The organism is Mucilaginibacter pineti, assembly GCF_900101875.1.
Classification (GTDB): domain Bacteria; phylum Bacteroidota; class Bacteroidia; order Sphingobacteriales; family Sphingobacteriaceae; genus Mucilaginibacter; species Mucilaginibacter pineti.
In genome coordinates this window covers 705630-722193 of the sequence record NZ_FNAI01000001.1, presented here as the reverse complement: position 1 = coordinate 722193, position 16564 = coordinate 705630, and the positions used below count along the sequence as shown (strand labels likewise).

General features: G+C 42.2%; 14 protein-coding genes. 7 read left to right on the top strand and 7 right to left on the bottom strand.

The window, feature by feature from the left end:
• Window positions 1-15: 15 nt before the first annotated feature.
• From BLS59_RS02885 to BLS59_RS02875, 3 genes are all read left to right on the top strand, one after another.
• Window positions 16-1200 (top strand): TlpA disulfide reductase family protein, encoded by a 1185-nt coding sequence (locus tag BLS59_RS02885; RefSeq protein WP_091143967.1) that lies wholly within the window; start codon window positions 16-18, stop codon window positions 1198-1200.
• 235 nt (window positions 1201-1435) lie between these two features.
• The gene (locus BLS59_RS02880; protein ID WP_091143964.1) at window positions 1436-2581 is read left to right on the top strand and encodes a TlpA disulfide reductase family protein; all 1146 of its coding nucleotides are present in this window, start codon (window positions 1436-1438) and stop codon (window positions 2579-2581) included.
• A 161-nt stretch (window positions 2582-2742) separates the two neighbouring features.
• Complete coding sequence (locus BLS59_RS02875) at window positions 2743-3063, top strand: hypothetical protein (RefSeq protein WP_091143960.1); 321 nt, start codon at window positions 2743-2745, stop codon at window positions 3061-3063.
• Window positions 3064-3066: 3 nt separating this feature from the next.
• Here the strand turns inward: BLS59_RS02875 and BLS59_RS02870 are convergent, their stop codons facing one another.
• A complete protein-coding gene (locus BLS59_RS02870) occupies window positions 3067-3534 on the bottom strand; it encodes an Lrp/AsnC family transcriptional regulator (protein ID WP_091143955.1) in 468 nt (155 codons plus the stop codon).
• Between the two features lie 165 nt (window positions 3535-3699).
• Between BLS59_RS02870 and BLS59_RS02865 the strand changes: the two genes are divergently transcribed.
• The 4 genes from BLS59_RS02865 (at window position 3700) to BLS59_RS02850 (ending at window position 7512) form a co-directional block, all read left to right on the top strand.
• Window positions 3700-4764: a PLP-dependent cysteine synthase family protein gene (locus BLS59_RS02865; RefSeq protein WP_240315136.1), complete on the top strand. Its 1065-nt coding sequence runs from the start codon at window positions 3700-3702 to the stop codon at window positions 4762-4764.
• A 30-nt stretch (window positions 4765-4794) separates the two neighbouring features.
• On the top strand, window positions 4795-5241 hold the full coding sequence (locus BLS59_RS02860) for a protein-disulfide reductase DsbD domain-containing protein (RefSeq protein ID WP_091143952.1): 447 nt from the start codon (window positions 4795-4797) through the stop codon (window positions 5239-5241).
• A gap of 18 nt (window positions 5242-5259) precedes the next feature.
• On the top strand, window positions 5260-6924 hold the full coding sequence (locus BLS59_RS02855) for a protein-disulfide reductase DsbD family protein (RefSeq protein WP_091143948.1): 1665 nt from the start codon (window positions 5260-5262) through the stop codon (window positions 6922-6924).
• Between the two features lie 192 nt (window positions 6925-7116).
• Window positions 7117-7512 carry a DUF1801 domain-containing protein gene (locus BLS59_RS02850; protein WP_091143944.1) on the top strand — a complete coding sequence of 132 codons (396 nt, stop codon included), beginning with the start codon at window positions 7117-7119 and terminating at the stop codon, window positions 7510-7512.
• A gap of 20 nt (window positions 7513-7532) precedes the next feature.
• Here the strand turns inward: BLS59_RS02850 and BLS59_RS02845 are convergent, their stop codons facing one another.
• The 6 genes from BLS59_RS02845 to BLS59_RS02820 all read right to left on the bottom strand — a co-directional run bounded on the left by BLS59_RS02845 (window position 7533) and on the right by BLS59_RS02820 (window position 16503).
• Window positions 7533-8459, bottom strand: coding sequence for a helix-turn-helix domain-containing protein (locus BLS59_RS02845; RefSeq protein WP_091143940.1), 927 nt, complete (start codon window positions 8457-8459; stop codon window positions 7533-7535).
• Window positions 8460-8471: 12 nt separating this feature from the next.
• Complete coding sequence (locus BLS59_RS02840) at window positions 8472-9398, bottom strand: NAD(P)H-binding protein (RefSeq protein ID WP_091143936.1); 927 nt, start codon at window positions 9396-9398, stop codon at window positions 8472-8474.
• Between the two features lie 4 nt (window positions 9399-9402).
• A complete protein-coding gene (locus BLS59_RS02835; RefSeq protein WP_091143934.1) occupies window positions 9403-10293 on the bottom strand; it encodes an SDR family oxidoreductase in 891 nt (296 codons plus the stop codon).
• Between the two features lie 199 nt (window positions 10294-10492).
• Window positions 10493-12091, bottom strand: a complete 1599-nt coding sequence (locus BLS59_RS02830; protein WP_240315135.1) for a GxGYxYP domain-containing protein — start codon at window positions 12089-12091, stop codon at window positions 10493-10495.
• A 50-nt stretch (window positions 12092-12141) separates the two neighbouring features.
• Window positions 12142-12267 (bottom strand): chromate resistance protein ChrB domain-containing protein, encoded by a 126-nt coding sequence (locus BLS59_RS31965; RefSeq protein WP_091143929.1) that lies wholly within the window; start codon window positions 12265-12267, stop codon window positions 12142-12144.
• A 249-nt stretch (window positions 12268-12516) separates the two neighbouring features.
• Window positions 12517-16503 (bottom strand): hybrid sensor histidine kinase/response regulator transcription factor, encoded by a 3987-nt coding sequence (locus BLS59_RS02820; RefSeq protein ID WP_240315134.1) that lies wholly within the window; start codon window positions 16501-16503, stop codon window positions 12517-12519.
• Window positions 16504-16564 lie beyond the last annotated feature (61 nt).

The following is a 16564-nucleotide window of genomic DNA, read 5'->3' as shown; positions in this document are numbered from 1 at the left end:
AAATCAATTTTAATTATGAAAACCAAAAAATTAAGCTGCATGCTCTTATCGTTGTTTTTTTTACAACAGGGTTTTGCGCAGGATGCTAAACCATTAACACAATTTACCTTACAGGGTAAATTAAGCGGCGCCAAAATGGATTCCGTACTGCTTTATTACGCCGATGCTTCTGGTGCATATGCTCATCTTTCAAAACCTGTAGTAAATAACGCTTTTACTTTAACCGGTAATATTGGCCAGCCCGTTAGTGCAAGAATAATTTTTAAGCATACCGGCGAGGTTATCCCACGGGAAAAATATGAGGACAGGATGCGTGAGATTTACCTGGAACCATCAGTTTTAAAACTTGCGGGTAATCCTGCCGAGCTTAAAAAGTTAAAAATAAGTGGCTCAAAAACAGAATTGGAGTTTGAAGAACTTACGGCCAAAACCAATTCTATCCGTGAAGAAATGAAGCCGCTTGAAGAGGCCTTTATGAAAGAAAAAGATCATGAAAAAGCCGCCGCCATTCACGATCAATTTGAACCTTACTTTGCCCGCATAAAAAAGGTTACTTATCAGTTTTTTCTTGATCACCCCAACTCATATGTAACGCTTGATATGATGCGTTACTATGTGTCGCAAATGAAACTCGATTCAACTAAAGTGGTTTATAATGCCTTTAACGATGAGCTTAAAGCTACCGATGCGGCAAAGGAACTGGACGCAAAAATCAAAACCATAGAATCTGGTATGCCGGGAAGCATGGCCGCTGTATTTACCAAAATGGATATTAATGGCAAGCAACTTTCATTAACCGATTTTAAAGGAAAATATGTAATGCTTGATTTTTGGGCAAGCTGGTGTGTGCCCTGCCGTAAAGGTAACCCACACATGATTGAAGTTTACAACAAATACAAAGATAAAGGGCTGGATATTATTGGCATTGCCGATGATGACGGAAAAATCCCAACGTGGAATGCTGCTGTAGCTAAAGACAACGTAGGCATTTGGCACCATGTGTTAAGAGGGCTTAAAATGGATATGATAATGAAACATATCCCCAATCCCGAGGATCTGGACGAACGATATGGTATCTCATCTATCCCGACAAAAATATTGATAGATCCATCCGGCAAAATTATCGGTCGGTTTGGCGATAGCTTTGGTGGTACAGACGAGGATATGGACAAAATGCTGGCCTCTGTTTTTGATAAATAACGATAATCAGTAACTTGAGTTAATCGTCATGTCTTCAATGGATTATCAATACTGAAAAAACATAGGTTATTACCGTGCTAAATCTTTTTAAATCGAAAAAAGATAATGTTTATTCCGGTAATAGTATAAAATTTCCGGCTTTTGATGGAATGATTGCTATTAAATTTAATGATAAGCATATTTATAAAAAATAACGCTAACGATCGTGGTTTAGCTTCAATAAAAAAATAATTACATGAAAAACAAAATCAAATTTTTAGGTGCTTCTTTAATGGTTGCCATGCCGGCAATGTTAATGGCACAAAGCGGTGTAAATTATACGCTGACTGGAAAAGTAGGAACGCTATCGGCCCCGGCAAAGGCTTATTTAATGTATAGCACGGCTGCAGGCAGGCAAACAGATTCGGTGGTGATGAATGCAGGTGCTTTTAGTTTTAAGGGTACGGTTGATAACCCTCAGAACGCTTATTTAATTATTAATAAAAAAGGCGACGGTTTACGCAGCCAGTCCCTTAACGTTACTACATTATACCTTGAGCCCGGAGCCATTACAGTAACCAGTCCTGATTCATTGGAAAATGCTAAAATAAAGGCAGGACAGGTTAACGCTGATAACGATAAATTAAAAGTAGCCCTTAAACCGGTTACCGAAAAAATGAACGCGCTCAATAAAGAATACAGTGCTGCATCTGAAGAGAAACGTAAATCAAAAGAATTTAGCGATGATATAGATAAACGTTACGAGGCGTTGGAAAAAGATCAGAAACAGGTAAACCTGGCTTTTATAAAAGCTAATCCTAATTCGTTGATGAGCCTTTTTGCACTTCAAAACTCGGCAGGTTCGGTGCCGGATGTTGCCGAAATTGAACCCGTTTTTAACGCTTTATCACCGGCCGTAAAATCAAGCAAAACAGGTACAAACTACGCTGCCGAAATTGTCAAAATGAAAAAAACAGCGTTGGGTGCCATAGCTCCGGATTTTACCCAGGCAGATACCGCCGGTAAAGCCATTTCATTGCATGATTTTAAAGGAAAATATGTATTAGTGGATTTTTGGGCCAGCTGGTGCGGGCCATGTCGTGCAGAAAATCCTAACGTCGTTAAGGCTTTTGATCTGTATAAAGGAAAAGGTTTTACAATATTAGGTGTATCTCTTGATCAGCCTGGTGCCAAAGACAAATGGCTTAAAGCTATTTACGCCGATCATTTGAGCTGGACGCAGGTATCTGACCTAAAAGGTTGGAAAAATGATGTAGCACAGTTGTACGCTGTTCAGTCAATTCCGCAAAACTTTCTGGTTGCTCCCGATGGTAAAATAGTAGCCAAAAACATTCGCGGCGAAGAGCTTACCAATAAATTAAAAGAGCTGCTGGACGAATAGTGAATTTAAGTAACCATTATGCAGGTCGTATTAATAACCACTGTTGAGTTTCGTTTTTTCTGAATAAAAGCAAGATAAACAGGTGTTATTAATACGACTTTTTTAAAGCCCCTAATTTAAAAAAGATGTATTGTATAACCCGGAGCTTTCATATAAAGCCGATGTATGTATACCTGCTGCTATTGATGGCCACATCATGTGCCGCCAAAAAAAACATAACAGCACAGGGCGAACCAATTTATCAATGGCGCATAAAAGTGGCTATTCCGGGTTCAGATATTGGATTCCTTAATACCGTATTTTATGCTGATGAAGCCCAGCAGCCGCTGGCCGTAAGTTTGTTTAAAACAGTACCGGTGATATCGGGAAGAAAAACCCTGGTGTTTTATAAAGCTTTCTCCGTTACAGAGATTAAACAAATACGGGACGAGTTGTATAGTAACGGTATTATGTGTGTAACCATAGAAAGGCTTAATCAATAAATACTATAACGGGTAGGCCGTATCACTTTTGGTTTCAGACAATACAAAAAAGCTTTGGATAGAGGTGATATTTGGTAAAGCAGCCAGTTTATGCCTGTAAAACTGATGATAGGCATCCATATCGCTGGTAGCAACACGTAGCAAAAAATCAAAAGTACCCGTCATCTGAAAGCATTCCATAACTTCAGGGAACTTCACTATCTCTGTTTCAAATTGGGTCAAAGTAGCGGTAGCATGATCGTTCAATAAAACCTGGCTGAAAGCAATGAGGTTTTTATCGATCTTTTTTCTGTCAAGGATAGCAACAGAACGTTTTATAATGCCGAGCTCATTAAGGCGCCTTATACGGTCGTGTACTGTCGCGATAGATTTACGCAAACTAAAGGAAATTTCCTTATTAGTAAGTAAGGTGTTCTTCTGTAAAAGCTTTAGGATCTCTATATCCAGTATATCTAATTGCGAGTTGCCCATATAGTTTTTTGTTCGGCTGAAAAAACAAACAATGTTTTAACATTTAACCTTTTCCAAATATAAAAAAAATAGGTTTATATGTCAATATTCATAAAATTTCCGGGTTTTTAGTGTTTGGTTGTATTATAATTTATTGGTAATGATATTTACCGAAAAATAAACAAAGTGAAAATTGAATTGAAGGACCTGGATTTAACCCTTGAAAGTAAGTTTACCAACTTATGGCACATGGTAGGCAATACGCCAATGTTGCAGATTGGCTATACCTATAAAGGCAAACCCGGTAAAATATATGTGAAGTGTGAAAATTATAATTTAACCGGTAGTGTAAAGGATAGGATGGCACTCTACATTCTTTTTAAAGCCTATAAGAATGAGGCTATAAAATCAGGTGATACTATAATAGAAGCTACTTCGGGTAATACAGGAATCGCTTTTGCCGCTATTGGCAAGGCGCTTGGGCATGAAGTTATCATCATTATGCCGGATTGGCTGAGTAAGGAGCGCAAAGACATCATCGCCAGCATGGGAGCAAAGATACATCTGGTAAGTAAAACCCAAGGCGGCTTTTTGGGAAGTATCAGACTGGCCGAATCCATGAACAAAACCAGCGACAGGTTCTTTTTACCCCGACAGTTTGAAAATCTTTATAATGCCGAAGCGCACGAGATGACAACAGGCCCCGAGATATGGCAGCAACTACAAAACGAAGGTCTTATACCCGATGCTTTTGTAGCCGGGGTAGGAACGGGCGGTACCGTAATGGGTACCGGCAAATATCTTAAAATGATGAACCCCGCAATAAAAATCCATCCGTTGGAGCCGGCAGAATCGCCAACGCTTACTACTGGTTATAAAGTTGGCAGCCACCGCATACAAGGTATCAGCGATGAATTTATCCCCGCTATAGTTAAGCTTGATGAAATGGACGAAGTTTTACAGGCCGGCGATGGTGATGCCATTATTATGGCACAAAAACTTGCCAAAGAGCTTGGGGTGGCCGTGGGCATTTCATCCGGAGCTAACGTAATCGGAGCTATTAAACTAAAGGAAAAACTGGGTGAATCAGCCACAGTGGTAACCTTACTGTGTGATAGCAATAAAAAATATCTGAGTACCGATCTGGTAAAAGATGAACCAGTTAAAGAAAATTACATATCAACCGATGTGACTTTTACAGACTACCGCCCCATAAGCAGGCTGCATGAACCCATTATATTGAAATTTTAAACCCCTATAAAGCTTAATTACAAAAACTACATGAAAAAGATTTTAACAATAGCAATTGTATTGCTTGCCGCGCTACAAGCAAAAGCGCAGATTTTACAGCCCGTGCAATGGAGTTATGCAGCAAAAAAAACAAGCGATAAGGAAGCTGTTGTATTTATTAAGGCCACTATAGATGCAGGCTGGCATGTTTACTCTCAATTTGTAAAAGATGGAGGTCCGGTAAAAACCACTATCACCTTTAACCCATCAAGTACCTTTTCATTGGTTGGCGCAACAACAGAGCCTAAGCCAATTATGAGGATGGAAAAGGTTTTTAGCATGGAGGTTGGCTTTTTTGAGAAATCGGTAATATTTCAGCAAAAAATAAAACTGAAAACCGGGCAAGCTACAGTAACTGGTAAACTGGAATACATGACCTGTAACGATCAAAAATGTTTACCGCCAGACGAAATTGAGTTCAGCATCCCGGTAAAATAAAATTCAAAGCCCTAAACTATGTTGTTTAAATTAAGATCGATACTTTTTATTGCCTTAACATTTACGCTTTGCCAAATGGTAAAGGCCCAGGATACCGTATCAACGAAAGATATTGAATTTACACCTATAGAATCTAAGTCGCCTGCGGTAACAAATACAGCAACTAAACAAGATGAAAACATTAATAAAGCACCAGAAAAACTAAAGGCTGGTAAAATAGCAAGTGTTATAAATTCGCCAAAACATCAAACACTTTGGGCCATATTTTGGACAGGCTTTATTGGTGGGTGCGCCGCTTTTTTTATGCCATGTATATTTCCTATGGTGCCGTTAACCATTAGCTTTTTCACCAAAAGTTCCGAAAAAAAGAACAGCGGAGTAGGGAAGGCGCTGATTTACGGTTTAAGCATTATTGTTATCTACGTGGTACTGGGTTTGTTAATTACAGTTAGTTTTGGTGCATCTTCATTGAATAGCCTGGCAACAAACGGGATTTTTAACATGACCTTTTTTGTGGTGTTGATTATTTTTGCAGCTTCATTTTTAGGCGCCTTTGAAATAACGCTTCCATCGGGATGGGTGAATGCGGCGGATGCCAAATCAGACAAAGCCGGGCTGGCAGGTTTGTTTTTTATGGCGGCTACACTCGCATTGGTTTCCTTTTCATGTACCGGGCCAATTATAGGCACACTGCTGGTACAGGCCGCTACTACCGGCGCATTATTAGGGCCGGCAGTAGGTATGCTGGGTTATTCCTTTGCGCTGGCTATTCCCTTTGTGGTGTTTGCTATGTTCCCCGCTTTACTCAGCACATTGCCAAAATCTGGCGGCTGGTTAAACAGCGTTAAGGTAGTATTGGGTTTTCTTGAATTGGCTTTGGCATTTAAATTTCTATCAAATGTAGATCTGGCTTATCACTGGCATTTGTTTGACAGGGAAGTTTTCCTGGTATTGTGGATAGTGATCTTTACATTGATGGGTTTTTACCTCTTAGGGAAGCTTACCTTCAGTCATGATACTCCCCTAACTTATATCTCCGTACCGCGTTTATTCCTGGCTATTATTGTTTTTTCATTCAGCATGTATATGGTGCCCGGTTTATGGGGGGCGCCACTAAAATCCATCAGCGCCTTATTGCCGCCAATGGCTACACAGGATTTTGATCTGTCAGCAACAAATACAAACAACACTAACGTATCGTTTCCATCCGACGGAAAGCCTCATAAATATGCAGACCTCTTTGATAAGCCCAAGGGATTTGATCCTTATTTTGATTATGACGAGGGATTGGCCTACGCAAAAAAAATGCATAAACCTGTTATGATAGATTTTACTGGCCATGCTTGTGTAAATTGCCGTAAAATGGAGGCCAATGTATGGCCAGATAAAGAAGTTTATAAAAAGCTAACCCAGGATTACGTACTGATCCAGCTTTATGTGGACGACAAAACAGATCTGGCAGTGGCAGATCAAACTACAACGCCCGAAGGTAAAAAGCTCAATACCATCGGCAATAAATGGAGCTATTTACAAACCAGCAAGTTTGTATCCAACTCCCAGCCATTCTATGTTCTCCTCGATCCGGAAACGCAACAGCCATTAGTTTCCCCAACCGGGGCTGAGTATGATGCGGGCATTTACCTGGCCTATTTAAACAGCGGCTTAAAGGCCTTTATAAAATGATATTATAAATATTGATTTTCTTTAAAAAGCCTTCAGAAGTTCTTTTAAATCAGTTAATAAATCAATTAAAAAAAGCATCCCCTGAAGCGGGTGCTTTTCCTTTGATGATAGTTTTTTAATAGTGCAAAAGGTTGAGGCAAGGGGAAGTATACAGCGTCTCAGTTTTTTCTATCTTTATTAAAAATATTTCCTATGACCACCCAAGAATACATTGCCGGGGCACCGGTTGAACGGCAGGAACTACTTACCAGGCTCCATGAAATGATAATTGCTAATGACCCAAGCATAACGCCGGTTGTTAAACCCATGATGGGTAAGGATATGATCCTGTTTGAAGATCATGGATATATGAAATATGGCTTGGCTGATACTAAAAAATATATGTCACTCCATTGTTTGCCCATTTACATGGATAAAGGCCTTCATGCTAAATACGAAGCCTTGCTGCCGGCTGCGCAATTTCAAAAGGGTTGTATCAATTTTACGGATGCCGAACAAATGCCATTGGAAACTGTAATTGCTTTGATCGTTGATTGCGCTTTGATCAATATGAAAGAAGTGCTGGAGAACCGGAAAAAGAAAAAATAAAAGGCAATATAGCAGCAACTTCAGTTAAAAGAATGTCTGAACTCCAATGGCGAGAGGCTGGTTTTGGTCTTGAACAGCTTGCTGAAGGATTGTAAATGTTCAAATCCCAGTTCGTAGGCAATTTCGCTGACAGATAAATTGGTAGTCGAGAGTTTTTCCTTTGCCAGCTCGATCAGTTTTCCGTGCAGGTGCTGTTGTGTGCTCTGCCCGGTAAGGGATTTAAGCAGGCCACTCAGGTATCCCGGTGAAATATTTAAAATTTCGGCAATATGAGTAACGCTTGGCAAGCCTTGCTTAGTTAATGCGCCGCTGTTGAAATAATCTTCCAGGAAATCTTCGAGCCTGGTGAGCAACTCGTGGCTGGCGATCTTTCTGGTGATGAACTGGCGCTGATAAAATCTTTCTGAATAGGTCAGCAATAGTTCCAACTGCGCAATGATTACATTTTGACTGAACCGGTCGATATTCGCATGGTATTCTTGTTCGATATTTTGAGCGATGGCCATCAGCATGGTTTCTTCCTTATCGGAAAGATACAGCGCTTCATAAACCGAATAGCTGAAAAACTCATATTGCTTAATGGTTTTTGCCAGTGGCGTGTTCCACAAAAAGTCTGGGTGGATCAGAATCATCCAGCCTTCCGGGCGTTTGGCCTCAGCCATACCCGCGGCACTATCAATACCAAATAGCTGGCCGGGAGACATGAAAAATAATACTCCTTCGTCGAAGTCACTTGCCTGCTGCCCATATTTGAATTTCCCATGCTGTACCTTTTTTAGCGAAATGGAATAAAAGTCAAAGATCAGGCTGAATGGAATATCGGCGATGGGCAAGGTAATATCATCCATATGAACAACACTAACCAGTGGGTGCGCCGGCTTCGGCAGGCCCGCCGCCCGGTGATATTCGGTGATGGTACTGAAACGGAAAAGCTGGGTACTGTTCATAATCCAAGGTACTTATTTTTGATGATAGGCTATCGCAAACTCTTTGGCAAAATCAGCTAATTTTACATTGCCCATCTTTGGCCTGCTCCGGTGAAAATTCTCCAACGGTTTGCCACTATGCATAGCCGCCTGCATTTCCACCAGGGTTTCAGCAAGTTTTTCCGGTATCTTTGCCATTTTTAAGCCTTGTAGCATTGCTTTATCAGTTAGCAGCACCCACTTTAACCAGGGTTTGCCCACAGCTGTGCCAATGATTCTGGCGGCTTCGTTACAAGTCATTTCCTCACTACCCACATAACGTATGGTGGTTTTTTTTGTAAACAATAAAAGCTCCTCCGATACGGCATCAGCGATGTCTTTTGGCGATACAAAAACTATGCGGTCTTCTCCACCATAGTTACCCATAAGCAGGCCGGTTTTACCGGTAAGTAATGCCCAAAGCCCCGAATAACGCAGCGTCAGGAATTTGCCGATGAATCCTTTGCCCTTGATCAGATCTATCGACTGATAAAAGTTGGTGTAAAAAGAGCCGGGTCTCATGATAGTTATTGAGGCATCCAGTTCATCAAACTCATTCTCTACATTTTCCCCTTTTATGAGGTCTGCCGCCCAACCGCTCATCACTACAATACGTTTTGTTTTAGCAGCTTTTAACGCCTGCGCGTAGTTTTGCGCCATCCGGCGTAAATAATCACTCAGATCGGGTTCGGTAAAACTCAGCGGAATCATGGCGTAAACTGCATCTGCGCCTGTAAAAGTGTGAGTTAAAAATTCAACATCGGAGATCGAGCCAATGGCCGGTACCGCTCCCAATTCTTCAATTGCACTTTGTTTTTTGGAGTCGCTGCTGATTACCGTTACTTGATGGCCCTGGCCGATCAATATTTCGGTCAGTGGTTTGCTGATGTTCCCTAAGGAACCGGTTACAATAATTTTCATGATTTTATTTGGTATAAACGCCGTTTTCTATATCCGCGAGCAATTTTGAATGTGTTGGGCGCCATTTCAAACCTTCCTGGGTTAGTTTACTTGACGCCGGGCAGTCGATAGCGGCCATGTGAGCGAACCAGCCAAAATGTTCGGCTGCTGCTTCAGGGGCTATTGATTTTACCGGAATATTTAGTTGTTTTCCAATGGCTTCGGCAATAGCTTTAACGGTAATCGCCTCTTCTGCAGCCGCGTGATAACGTGCGCTTGGCACAGCGTTTTCCAACGCCAGGCGGAATAAATGGGCGGCGTCCAGCCTGTGTACAGCATTCCACCTGTTAATTCCTTCGCCAATGTAAGCAGAGAAGCCTTTTTCGCGGGCGATGTTAACCAGAATTGGTATAAAGCCATGATGATCGCCCTCGCCATGAACCGATGGTGATAATCGCAATGATGCGGCACGCACACCCAGTTCGGCGACGGCGTCTGCTGTTTGCTCTGAAGCCCGTGGCCAGGCTGGGTTAAAAAGAGGGATAATCTCTTCGGTAGCCAGTTTTCCGGGACTAACCAACGCTGTGCCTGAAGTAACAATAAATGGACGATTAGAACCGGCCAGCACTTCACCGATGGTTTTGATGGCAAGCTTATCTACTTTGCATACTTCCGGGAACCGGGTAAAATCATGGATGAATCCGGCATGGATCACCCCGTCTGTTTCGGCGGCACCAGTCCGCAAACTATCAAGGTCTTCGAGGTCGCCGCGATGAACTTCTGCACCTGCTGAGATCAGCTTACCAGCGGATGCATCCGAACGGGCAAGCCCCAATACCTGGTGGCCGGCATTAATTAATTCCTGTACAATGGCAGTTCCTATGAAGCCGGTGGCTCCCGTGACAAATACGCGCATAATTTGATTTGATTTTGTTGATACAAAGATCAGTTACACTAATCAACAAAGTTTATCCAAATCTGCTTTTGGTTTAGCCGAATCCGGAATTAAAGAACCTTTCCGAAAACAAAAATAACGTCAATCCCCAATAAGCGCGCTTATCAAACTGTTTCCCAGCCGGATCGGCTTAAAAATGCTGCTCTTCTCTAATATATTTCTATTTCGGATTAATTGAAATACCCTTTTCCTCACGAATAAGCTGAAAAAGGTGATCAGGGCGAACTATTACATAATCTTCATTAAGTGAGTTAGCCACATTTTTGAAGCTTGTTGGCGAAGTACCCGTCCAGGGCTGCGCCTGTATGATCAGGAAACGCGGCGAGATTTTGTCCCAATCCTTAGAGGCCCTGGCAATATGATCTTTCATCGCCTGTTCCGTTGTACAATAGTTACAGGTAAGTGCCATTCCCGGTAAACTGTCATTATAAATAGTGAGCCCTCCTCCAGTGTTTTGGGCCGTTACCCCAAGTAGCGTTTTTGCCTGACCGGCATAGATCTTCCCAACATTAAGGTTAATACCGCCAACGATAGTGTTCCAGACGGTGATTACCCGTAAACCAGCGCGATTATTATAGTCCTCGGTTTTAGAAACAAACTGCTTTAGCAAATTTTCGTCAGACCAGGTATTAGGATAAGTATAACCATAGCCAGAAGGCCCGGAAATCAGATTATCATTGCTGGTGGAAGTTTGCCAATAGTAATTAAGTGCACCAGGCATTGCATCCAGCATAGCAGGTGACACAGTCCATCCCATTGGAACAGCCCCCCGGTCTGGATTATTCCAAAGTTTACGCATCAAATGCTCTGTAAACTGTAAATTGTCTCCGTCACTCAATATAAATGCAACATAAATTTTGTTTTTGAGTACTGGTTTTGGGGGGATTGGTTTTATTTTTACAATTCTGGATGTACCGCTATGTACCGTTAAGTTAGAACACCAATCGCTTGCGACGGTTGCAATACCATACCTTGAAGCTCTCTCTACGCCGGGGCCTTCTTGCGGCCACCATCCCATAAAGACTGAACCAGGGGACATTGAAGATAAAAATTTGTTTAGCAATTCACTTTCTCCAGCTACTTTAGGATCGAGCCATATTACTGCAGCACCCAACGCTGCTGCGTATTCACGAAGGGCTGCTTTATGTGCATTAGGATTTAACCCGATTAGCAAGCGGTGATCAAGATGTGGCCAATATGTATCATATAGCGATTGATAAACTTCCAGTTTACTATTAAATTTTCCCTGCAAATCAAGTAAAACAGGAAAATTATAAGGAGGAGCAGTTAATTTTGCCAACAATAATGGAGAAGCAATTAGTGCCCCTTTGCTTTTTGCAAGTACTGTGGCCAGGTTGATGGTATGTATTTGGGCTGTGTCATAAACAATCAAACCCGAAATTTCTTTCCGGTATTTAGTGATTAGGTCCCATTTATCTGCAGGTTCAGACCAGCTCAAACCCAGGGATTGCAGCCAGGTATGTGGTCCTTCACCGAAAGCATCACCTTCATAGGAGAAAATACGAGGTTTAGTTCTGTTTACGATACCCTTTAGCGAAGCAAGCAGGTACATTTCTGCCGAAGAGTAAGGAGAGTTTTGACGGAGCGTAATTAAATCCTGGACCGGCGCAGGCGCTGGGAAAGATGGAAGCAGTTGGCCAGGCGGCCATTTGATCTGGCCCATGCATGGCGCGACAAACAAATGGAGCAAAAGAAAGCACCCAGCTTTAATTCTAAACATTTTGGTCAGTTTTCTCATCTGTTAAATATAAAGTTAACATTCATCTATTTTGCCTAAATGGAGATATATTAAAGGTCGTAATGTTTCCCTGAATGTTTTTTCATCAGAGCTTCAAAAGCCTCAGAAAACCATTTGATCAGCCAAGGGCAGGCGATGCGGTCTACCTTTAGTTTTTCGCGAGTGATCCATTTCATTATTGAGGTATCTTAGGTTTTGTAGTAAAAATAAGTATCGAAAGTTTTTAAGCCGAAAGAGAGTTTATAACAGGCCAGTAATTAAGTGTAACAAAAAACTGGTTGAAAACTTCCTGCTTAACCCTCTCTTATAATAAACAGTTTAAGAAGAAATGCTTTGAATACGTGTTAAACCGCGAAAACTAAGTTATAAAGCATATCAAACATCAATTTTGCTCAGCTCGGCTGCTTTCTGGTAGCCCCTGATTTTTATACCTGTTTTTGATCTCCTTTAAGATTATAAACATAAATAGAAGGGCTTACCCCAAACTGTCTTTGAAAGTCGCGTGAAAAATTAGTAGGTAATGTATAACCAATCATATTGGCAACCTCGTTGATCTTGCGATCGCCTTCAGCGAGCAATTCTGCGCCTTTTTTAAGACGAGAAAGATTGATCAGTTCATTGGGTGTCATGTCTGATATGCCTTTTATCTTGCGGTACAGGGTAGGGCGGCTCATGTTCATCATACCAGATAGCTGGTCAACATCCAATTCCATATCAGTAATATGGTCATAAATAACCTTGTTCAGGCGGTCAAGAAAATCCTTATCGGCCTTTGAAACCGCTATGCCTTTAATGTGGGTTAAGGGCGACCGCGCGAAATACTCCTTCATCATATTGCGGTTCACCAGGAGATTGTTGAGCTGGGCCAGCAAATGTTCAAAGGCAAACGGTTTTTCGATATAAGCATCAGCACCAACTTCCAGCCCCTCAATTTTGGAGTTAAGCGAGTTTTTGGCGGTAAGCAGTATAATAGGGATGTGGCTGTGCTGTACATCGGTTTTCATCTTTTTAACCAGCTCAATACCGTCCATCACCGGCATCATAATATCGCTGATCACTATCTGCACATTCTCCCTTTGCAACACATCCAACGCTTCCAGCCCGTTACTGGCTTTCAGCACATAGTAGGTTGATGTCAACTCGCGGGTAAGGTAGTTTAGTATCTCCTTATTGTCCTCTACCAGTAATATGTATGGCTTGCTTTTGTCAGTATCGGTGCTTTCGGGTACTTCTGGTTCTTTAATAAGCGGTTCTTCTTTCCCGCCTAAATCTATTTCGGTTTCCTGGTGCATGGGCAGTGATAACAGGAAAATATTTTGCGCGTTAATGGATGGCTTAAGCTCCAGGGTTCCTTTATGCAATAAGGTTAATGATTTGGCCAGCGGCAAACCAATCCCGGTACCGGCTTCTTTTTCTGTTTCTTTAATGCGGTAAAAAGGTTCAAAGATCTTATCCTGCAATTCGGCCGGTATTAGGAAACCATCATTCCTGATCTCAACCCTGAACATTTCATCCTCGCTGCTAAAGGGCAGCAGTTTTATTACAGCAGTCTGGGCCGCGTATTTAATAGCGTTGTTAAACAGGTTGCTTAGTATCTTTTTAAGCGCCTCATGGTCAACATAAGCATGCAGGGTTATTCGGGGCAGTTGCAGTTTATAAGTGAGGGTTTTTAATTCGGCTGCGGGTTTAAAGGTGGCGTAAACCTCATTCAGCAATTCATTGATATCTGTTTTTGAAAAATTCAGGCTAAACTTGTTGGCCTCGGCCTTCCTGAAATCCAGCAGCTGGTTGGTGAGGCCAATTAGCCGGTTTGTGTTTTTCTTTATCATAGCAAGGTTCTCGATGGTTTCGGGGTCGTCAAATTCGCGGTTAATAAGTTTATCCAAAGGCATTTTTATCAGCGTGAGCGGCGTTCGTATCTCATGCGCCACGTTGGTGAAAAACTCAATTTTTGCGTTGTAAATTTCCCGCTCGGTATTAATTTCAATAGTTTCAATTCGTCTTTTGTTTTTCTCGCTAACGGCCAAATGGTAATATCGCACAATGGTAATTATTACGCCCGCCACAATAATTAAATACAGTGCATAAGCCCATAACGTGGCATAAAAAGGTGGCAAAATATGTACGCTTAACTTAACAACTTTATTATTCCAAACGCCTTCGCTGTTTGATCCCTTCAGGTTAAAAACATAATCGCCGGCAGGCAGCTTGGTGTAATATATTTTACGGTTGTTTTTAAAGTTTATCCAGTTTTTATCGATGCCATCCATTTTATAGGCAAAGCCATTCATTTCGGGTATCACATAGCTCAGGGCCGCTACATCCATACTGATGTTGGAGCTGCTGTAAGGTAGGGTGATCTGAGGCGAGTAAGTAATAGAATTTTGTAGGGCAGATCCTTTTATCCCCGCAGTAATTTCCTGGTTATTTACCTGCAAACCGGTGATATAAACCGGTGGTACGTAAGGGTTGCGTACAAACTTTGTAGGCATAAAGCTTACCATACCCTTTACGGTGCCATAATACATGGTTCCGTCGGCATCGCGGTACGATGAATTGTAGTTGAACTGCTCCGTTGGCAAGCCATTAACCGTATGGTAATTGCTAAAGGTATTGTTTGTCGGGTCAAACCGACCAAGGCCCTTAGCAGTCGATATCCAAAGCTTGCCGCTTTCATCCTCCTGCACCCTGAAGACCTGATTGTCGGGCAGCCCGTTTTCTGTGGTGTAATTACTTACCTGCCTGGTTTGCGGATTATAGCTGCTTAATCCACCCTCGGTACAAAACCACATGTTATACCGCTTATCAATAAATAAGCCGTTTACATAATCGTTTAAAATGCTGTTGACCTTACCCGCTTGGTAATAAATATGGCCTTTGCTGTTTTTGGCTTCATTTAAATAATATACGCCGGTGCCATAGGTGCTTACCCACAAAGTACCCTGGCGGTCTTCCTTTATAGATTGTATATGCCCGGTAAAAAATGGGATAGCTGAAAAATCATCGCTTTGTGGATTGTACTTGAACAGCCCGTTCCAGGTACCAACTAAAATGTCCCCCTGGTGGGTTTTGTATAGCGATACAATAAAATTGCTGCTGAACGACCGGCCGCCCAGACCAGAAGTATAGTGCTTGACCACCTTTTCCGTCCGTAGGTCCATCACATCAAGCCCATGTTCGTAGGTGCCTATCCAAAGCATGTTTCCATCGGCCACAAGGCCATGTATGTTCCGGTATGCTATGCTTCCGGGCTCTTTACCGGGCAAGAAGTGTTTAACAAAGCCTGTTTTCAGGTCTACCTTATTAAGCCCTGCATCCTCGGTACCCACCCATAGATTTCCAAACCGGTCTTTGGTTATTTCGTGCACAATATTCCCGCTCAGGCTGTTGATACCTGGCTCGGGGAAATATTTCTTAAAATTGTTGTACTGGCCCGAGTAGTAGTTTAGGCCGCCAAAATAAGTTCCTATCCAGGTACCGCCTTCACGATCCTGGTAAATAGCCGATATAATGTTATCAGTGATGGCGTATGGGTTGCTGTATTGTTTTTGTACTATGGTGGTTTTGCTGGTTTGCAGGGTATAAATGTACAGGCCATTCTCTGTGCCAAACCAGTAATTGCCGTCATTCTGGTGAAAAATAACGTGCACATGGACATCTGCCGATGTTTTCTGATCTTGAAGAATGTTAAGCAGTCGCTTGTTTTTGTAGTTATACAACACCGCCTGGTTCATGGTGCCGGCTATTACCGATGTATCGCCCACCGGATAAATTTCCTGGATGGCTGAAAATTTATGGCCACCGTTTGCCGTTGCCAGCTCATACCCGGCCAGCTTTTTTCCTGCGGTATTATAATGATTGATAAAGCCCTTTGATGTTGCCGTCCATAGCGAGCCGTCGGCAGCCATATTCATGGTAATGGTTTGATCGGTACCCAGGGGATAAGTGCTTACCGTGTTAGTCAGCTCGTCGTACCGGTACAGGTTAAGGTCGGATATGATCCAGATGTGGTGCTGTTTATCGCCCGTGATATACCTCACCTCGCCGGGGGCTATCAGTTTAAAAGCGGTAAAGCTTTCCTTTAAGGGATTAAACAGGTAAATGCCCTTGTAAGTGCCCACCCAAATGGTTTCCCTGCTATCCTCATATAAGCTGAATATAGAATTACTACCAATGCTGGTGCTATCGCCGAGCTTATTGCCAAATAGCTTAAAAACATTGCCATCAAACCGGTTGAGCCCGTTGCGGCTGCCAAACCACATAAAGCCCTTTTTGTCCTGCAAAATGCTGGTGATGGTATTGCTTGACAGGCCGTTTTGTACTTGGTAGTTTTTAAAATAGTACGATGCCTGCTGACTATAGGCAACAGTAGCGGTAAGCAAAAGGAGCAATATGAAATATATTTTTTTCAAAATCGGTTTATAAATAAGCAAGTGGCCTTCCTCAACCAAATATAACCACATTATCCGGCCG

Coding starts and splice junctions, on each gene's coding strand:
- BLS59_RS02885 (WP_091143967.1), top strand. CDS start 16: ATGAAAACCAAAAAATTAAGCTGCATGCTCTTATCGTTGTTTTTTTTA.
- BLS59_RS02880 (WP_091143964.1), top strand. CDS start 1,436: ATGAAAAACAAAATCAAATTTTTAGGTGCTTCTTTAATGGTTGCCATG.
- BLS59_RS02875 (WP_091143960.1), top strand. CDS start 2,743: ATGTATGTATACCTGCTGCTATTGATGGCCACATCATGTGCCGCCAAA.
- BLS59_RS02870 (WP_091143955.1), bottom strand. CDS start 3,534: ATGGGCAACTCGCAATTAGATATACTGGATATAGAGATCCTAAAGCTT.
- BLS59_RS02860 (WP_091143952.1), top strand. CDS start 4,795: ATGAAAAAGATTTTAACAATAGCAATTGTATTGCTTGCCGCGCTACAA.
- BLS59_RS02855 (WP_091143948.1), top strand. CDS start 5,260: ATGTTGTTTAAATTAAGATCGATACTTTTTATTGCCTTAACATTTACG.
- BLS59_RS02850 (WP_091143944.1), top strand. CDS start 7,117: ATGACCACCCAAGAATACATTGCCGGGGCACCGGTTGAACGGCAGGAA.
- BLS59_RS02845 (WP_091143940.1), bottom strand. CDS start 8,459: ATGAACAGTACCCAGCTTTTCCGTTTCAGTACCATCACCGAATATCAC.
- BLS59_RS02840 (WP_091143936.1), bottom strand. CDS start 9,398: ATGAAAATTATTGTAACCGGTTCCTTAGGGAACATCAGCAAACCACTG.
- BLS59_RS02835 (WP_091143934.1), bottom strand. CDS start 10,293: ATGCGCGTATTTGTCACGGGAGCCACCGGCTTCATAGGAACTGCCATT.
- BLS59_RS02830 (WP_240315135.1), bottom strand. CDS start 12,091: ATGAGAAAACTGACCAAAATGTTTAGAATTAAAGCTGGGTGCTTTCTT.
- BLS59_RS31965 (WP_091143929.1), bottom strand. CDS start 12,267: ATGAAATGGATCACTCGCGAAAAACTAAAGGTAGACCGCATCGCCTGC.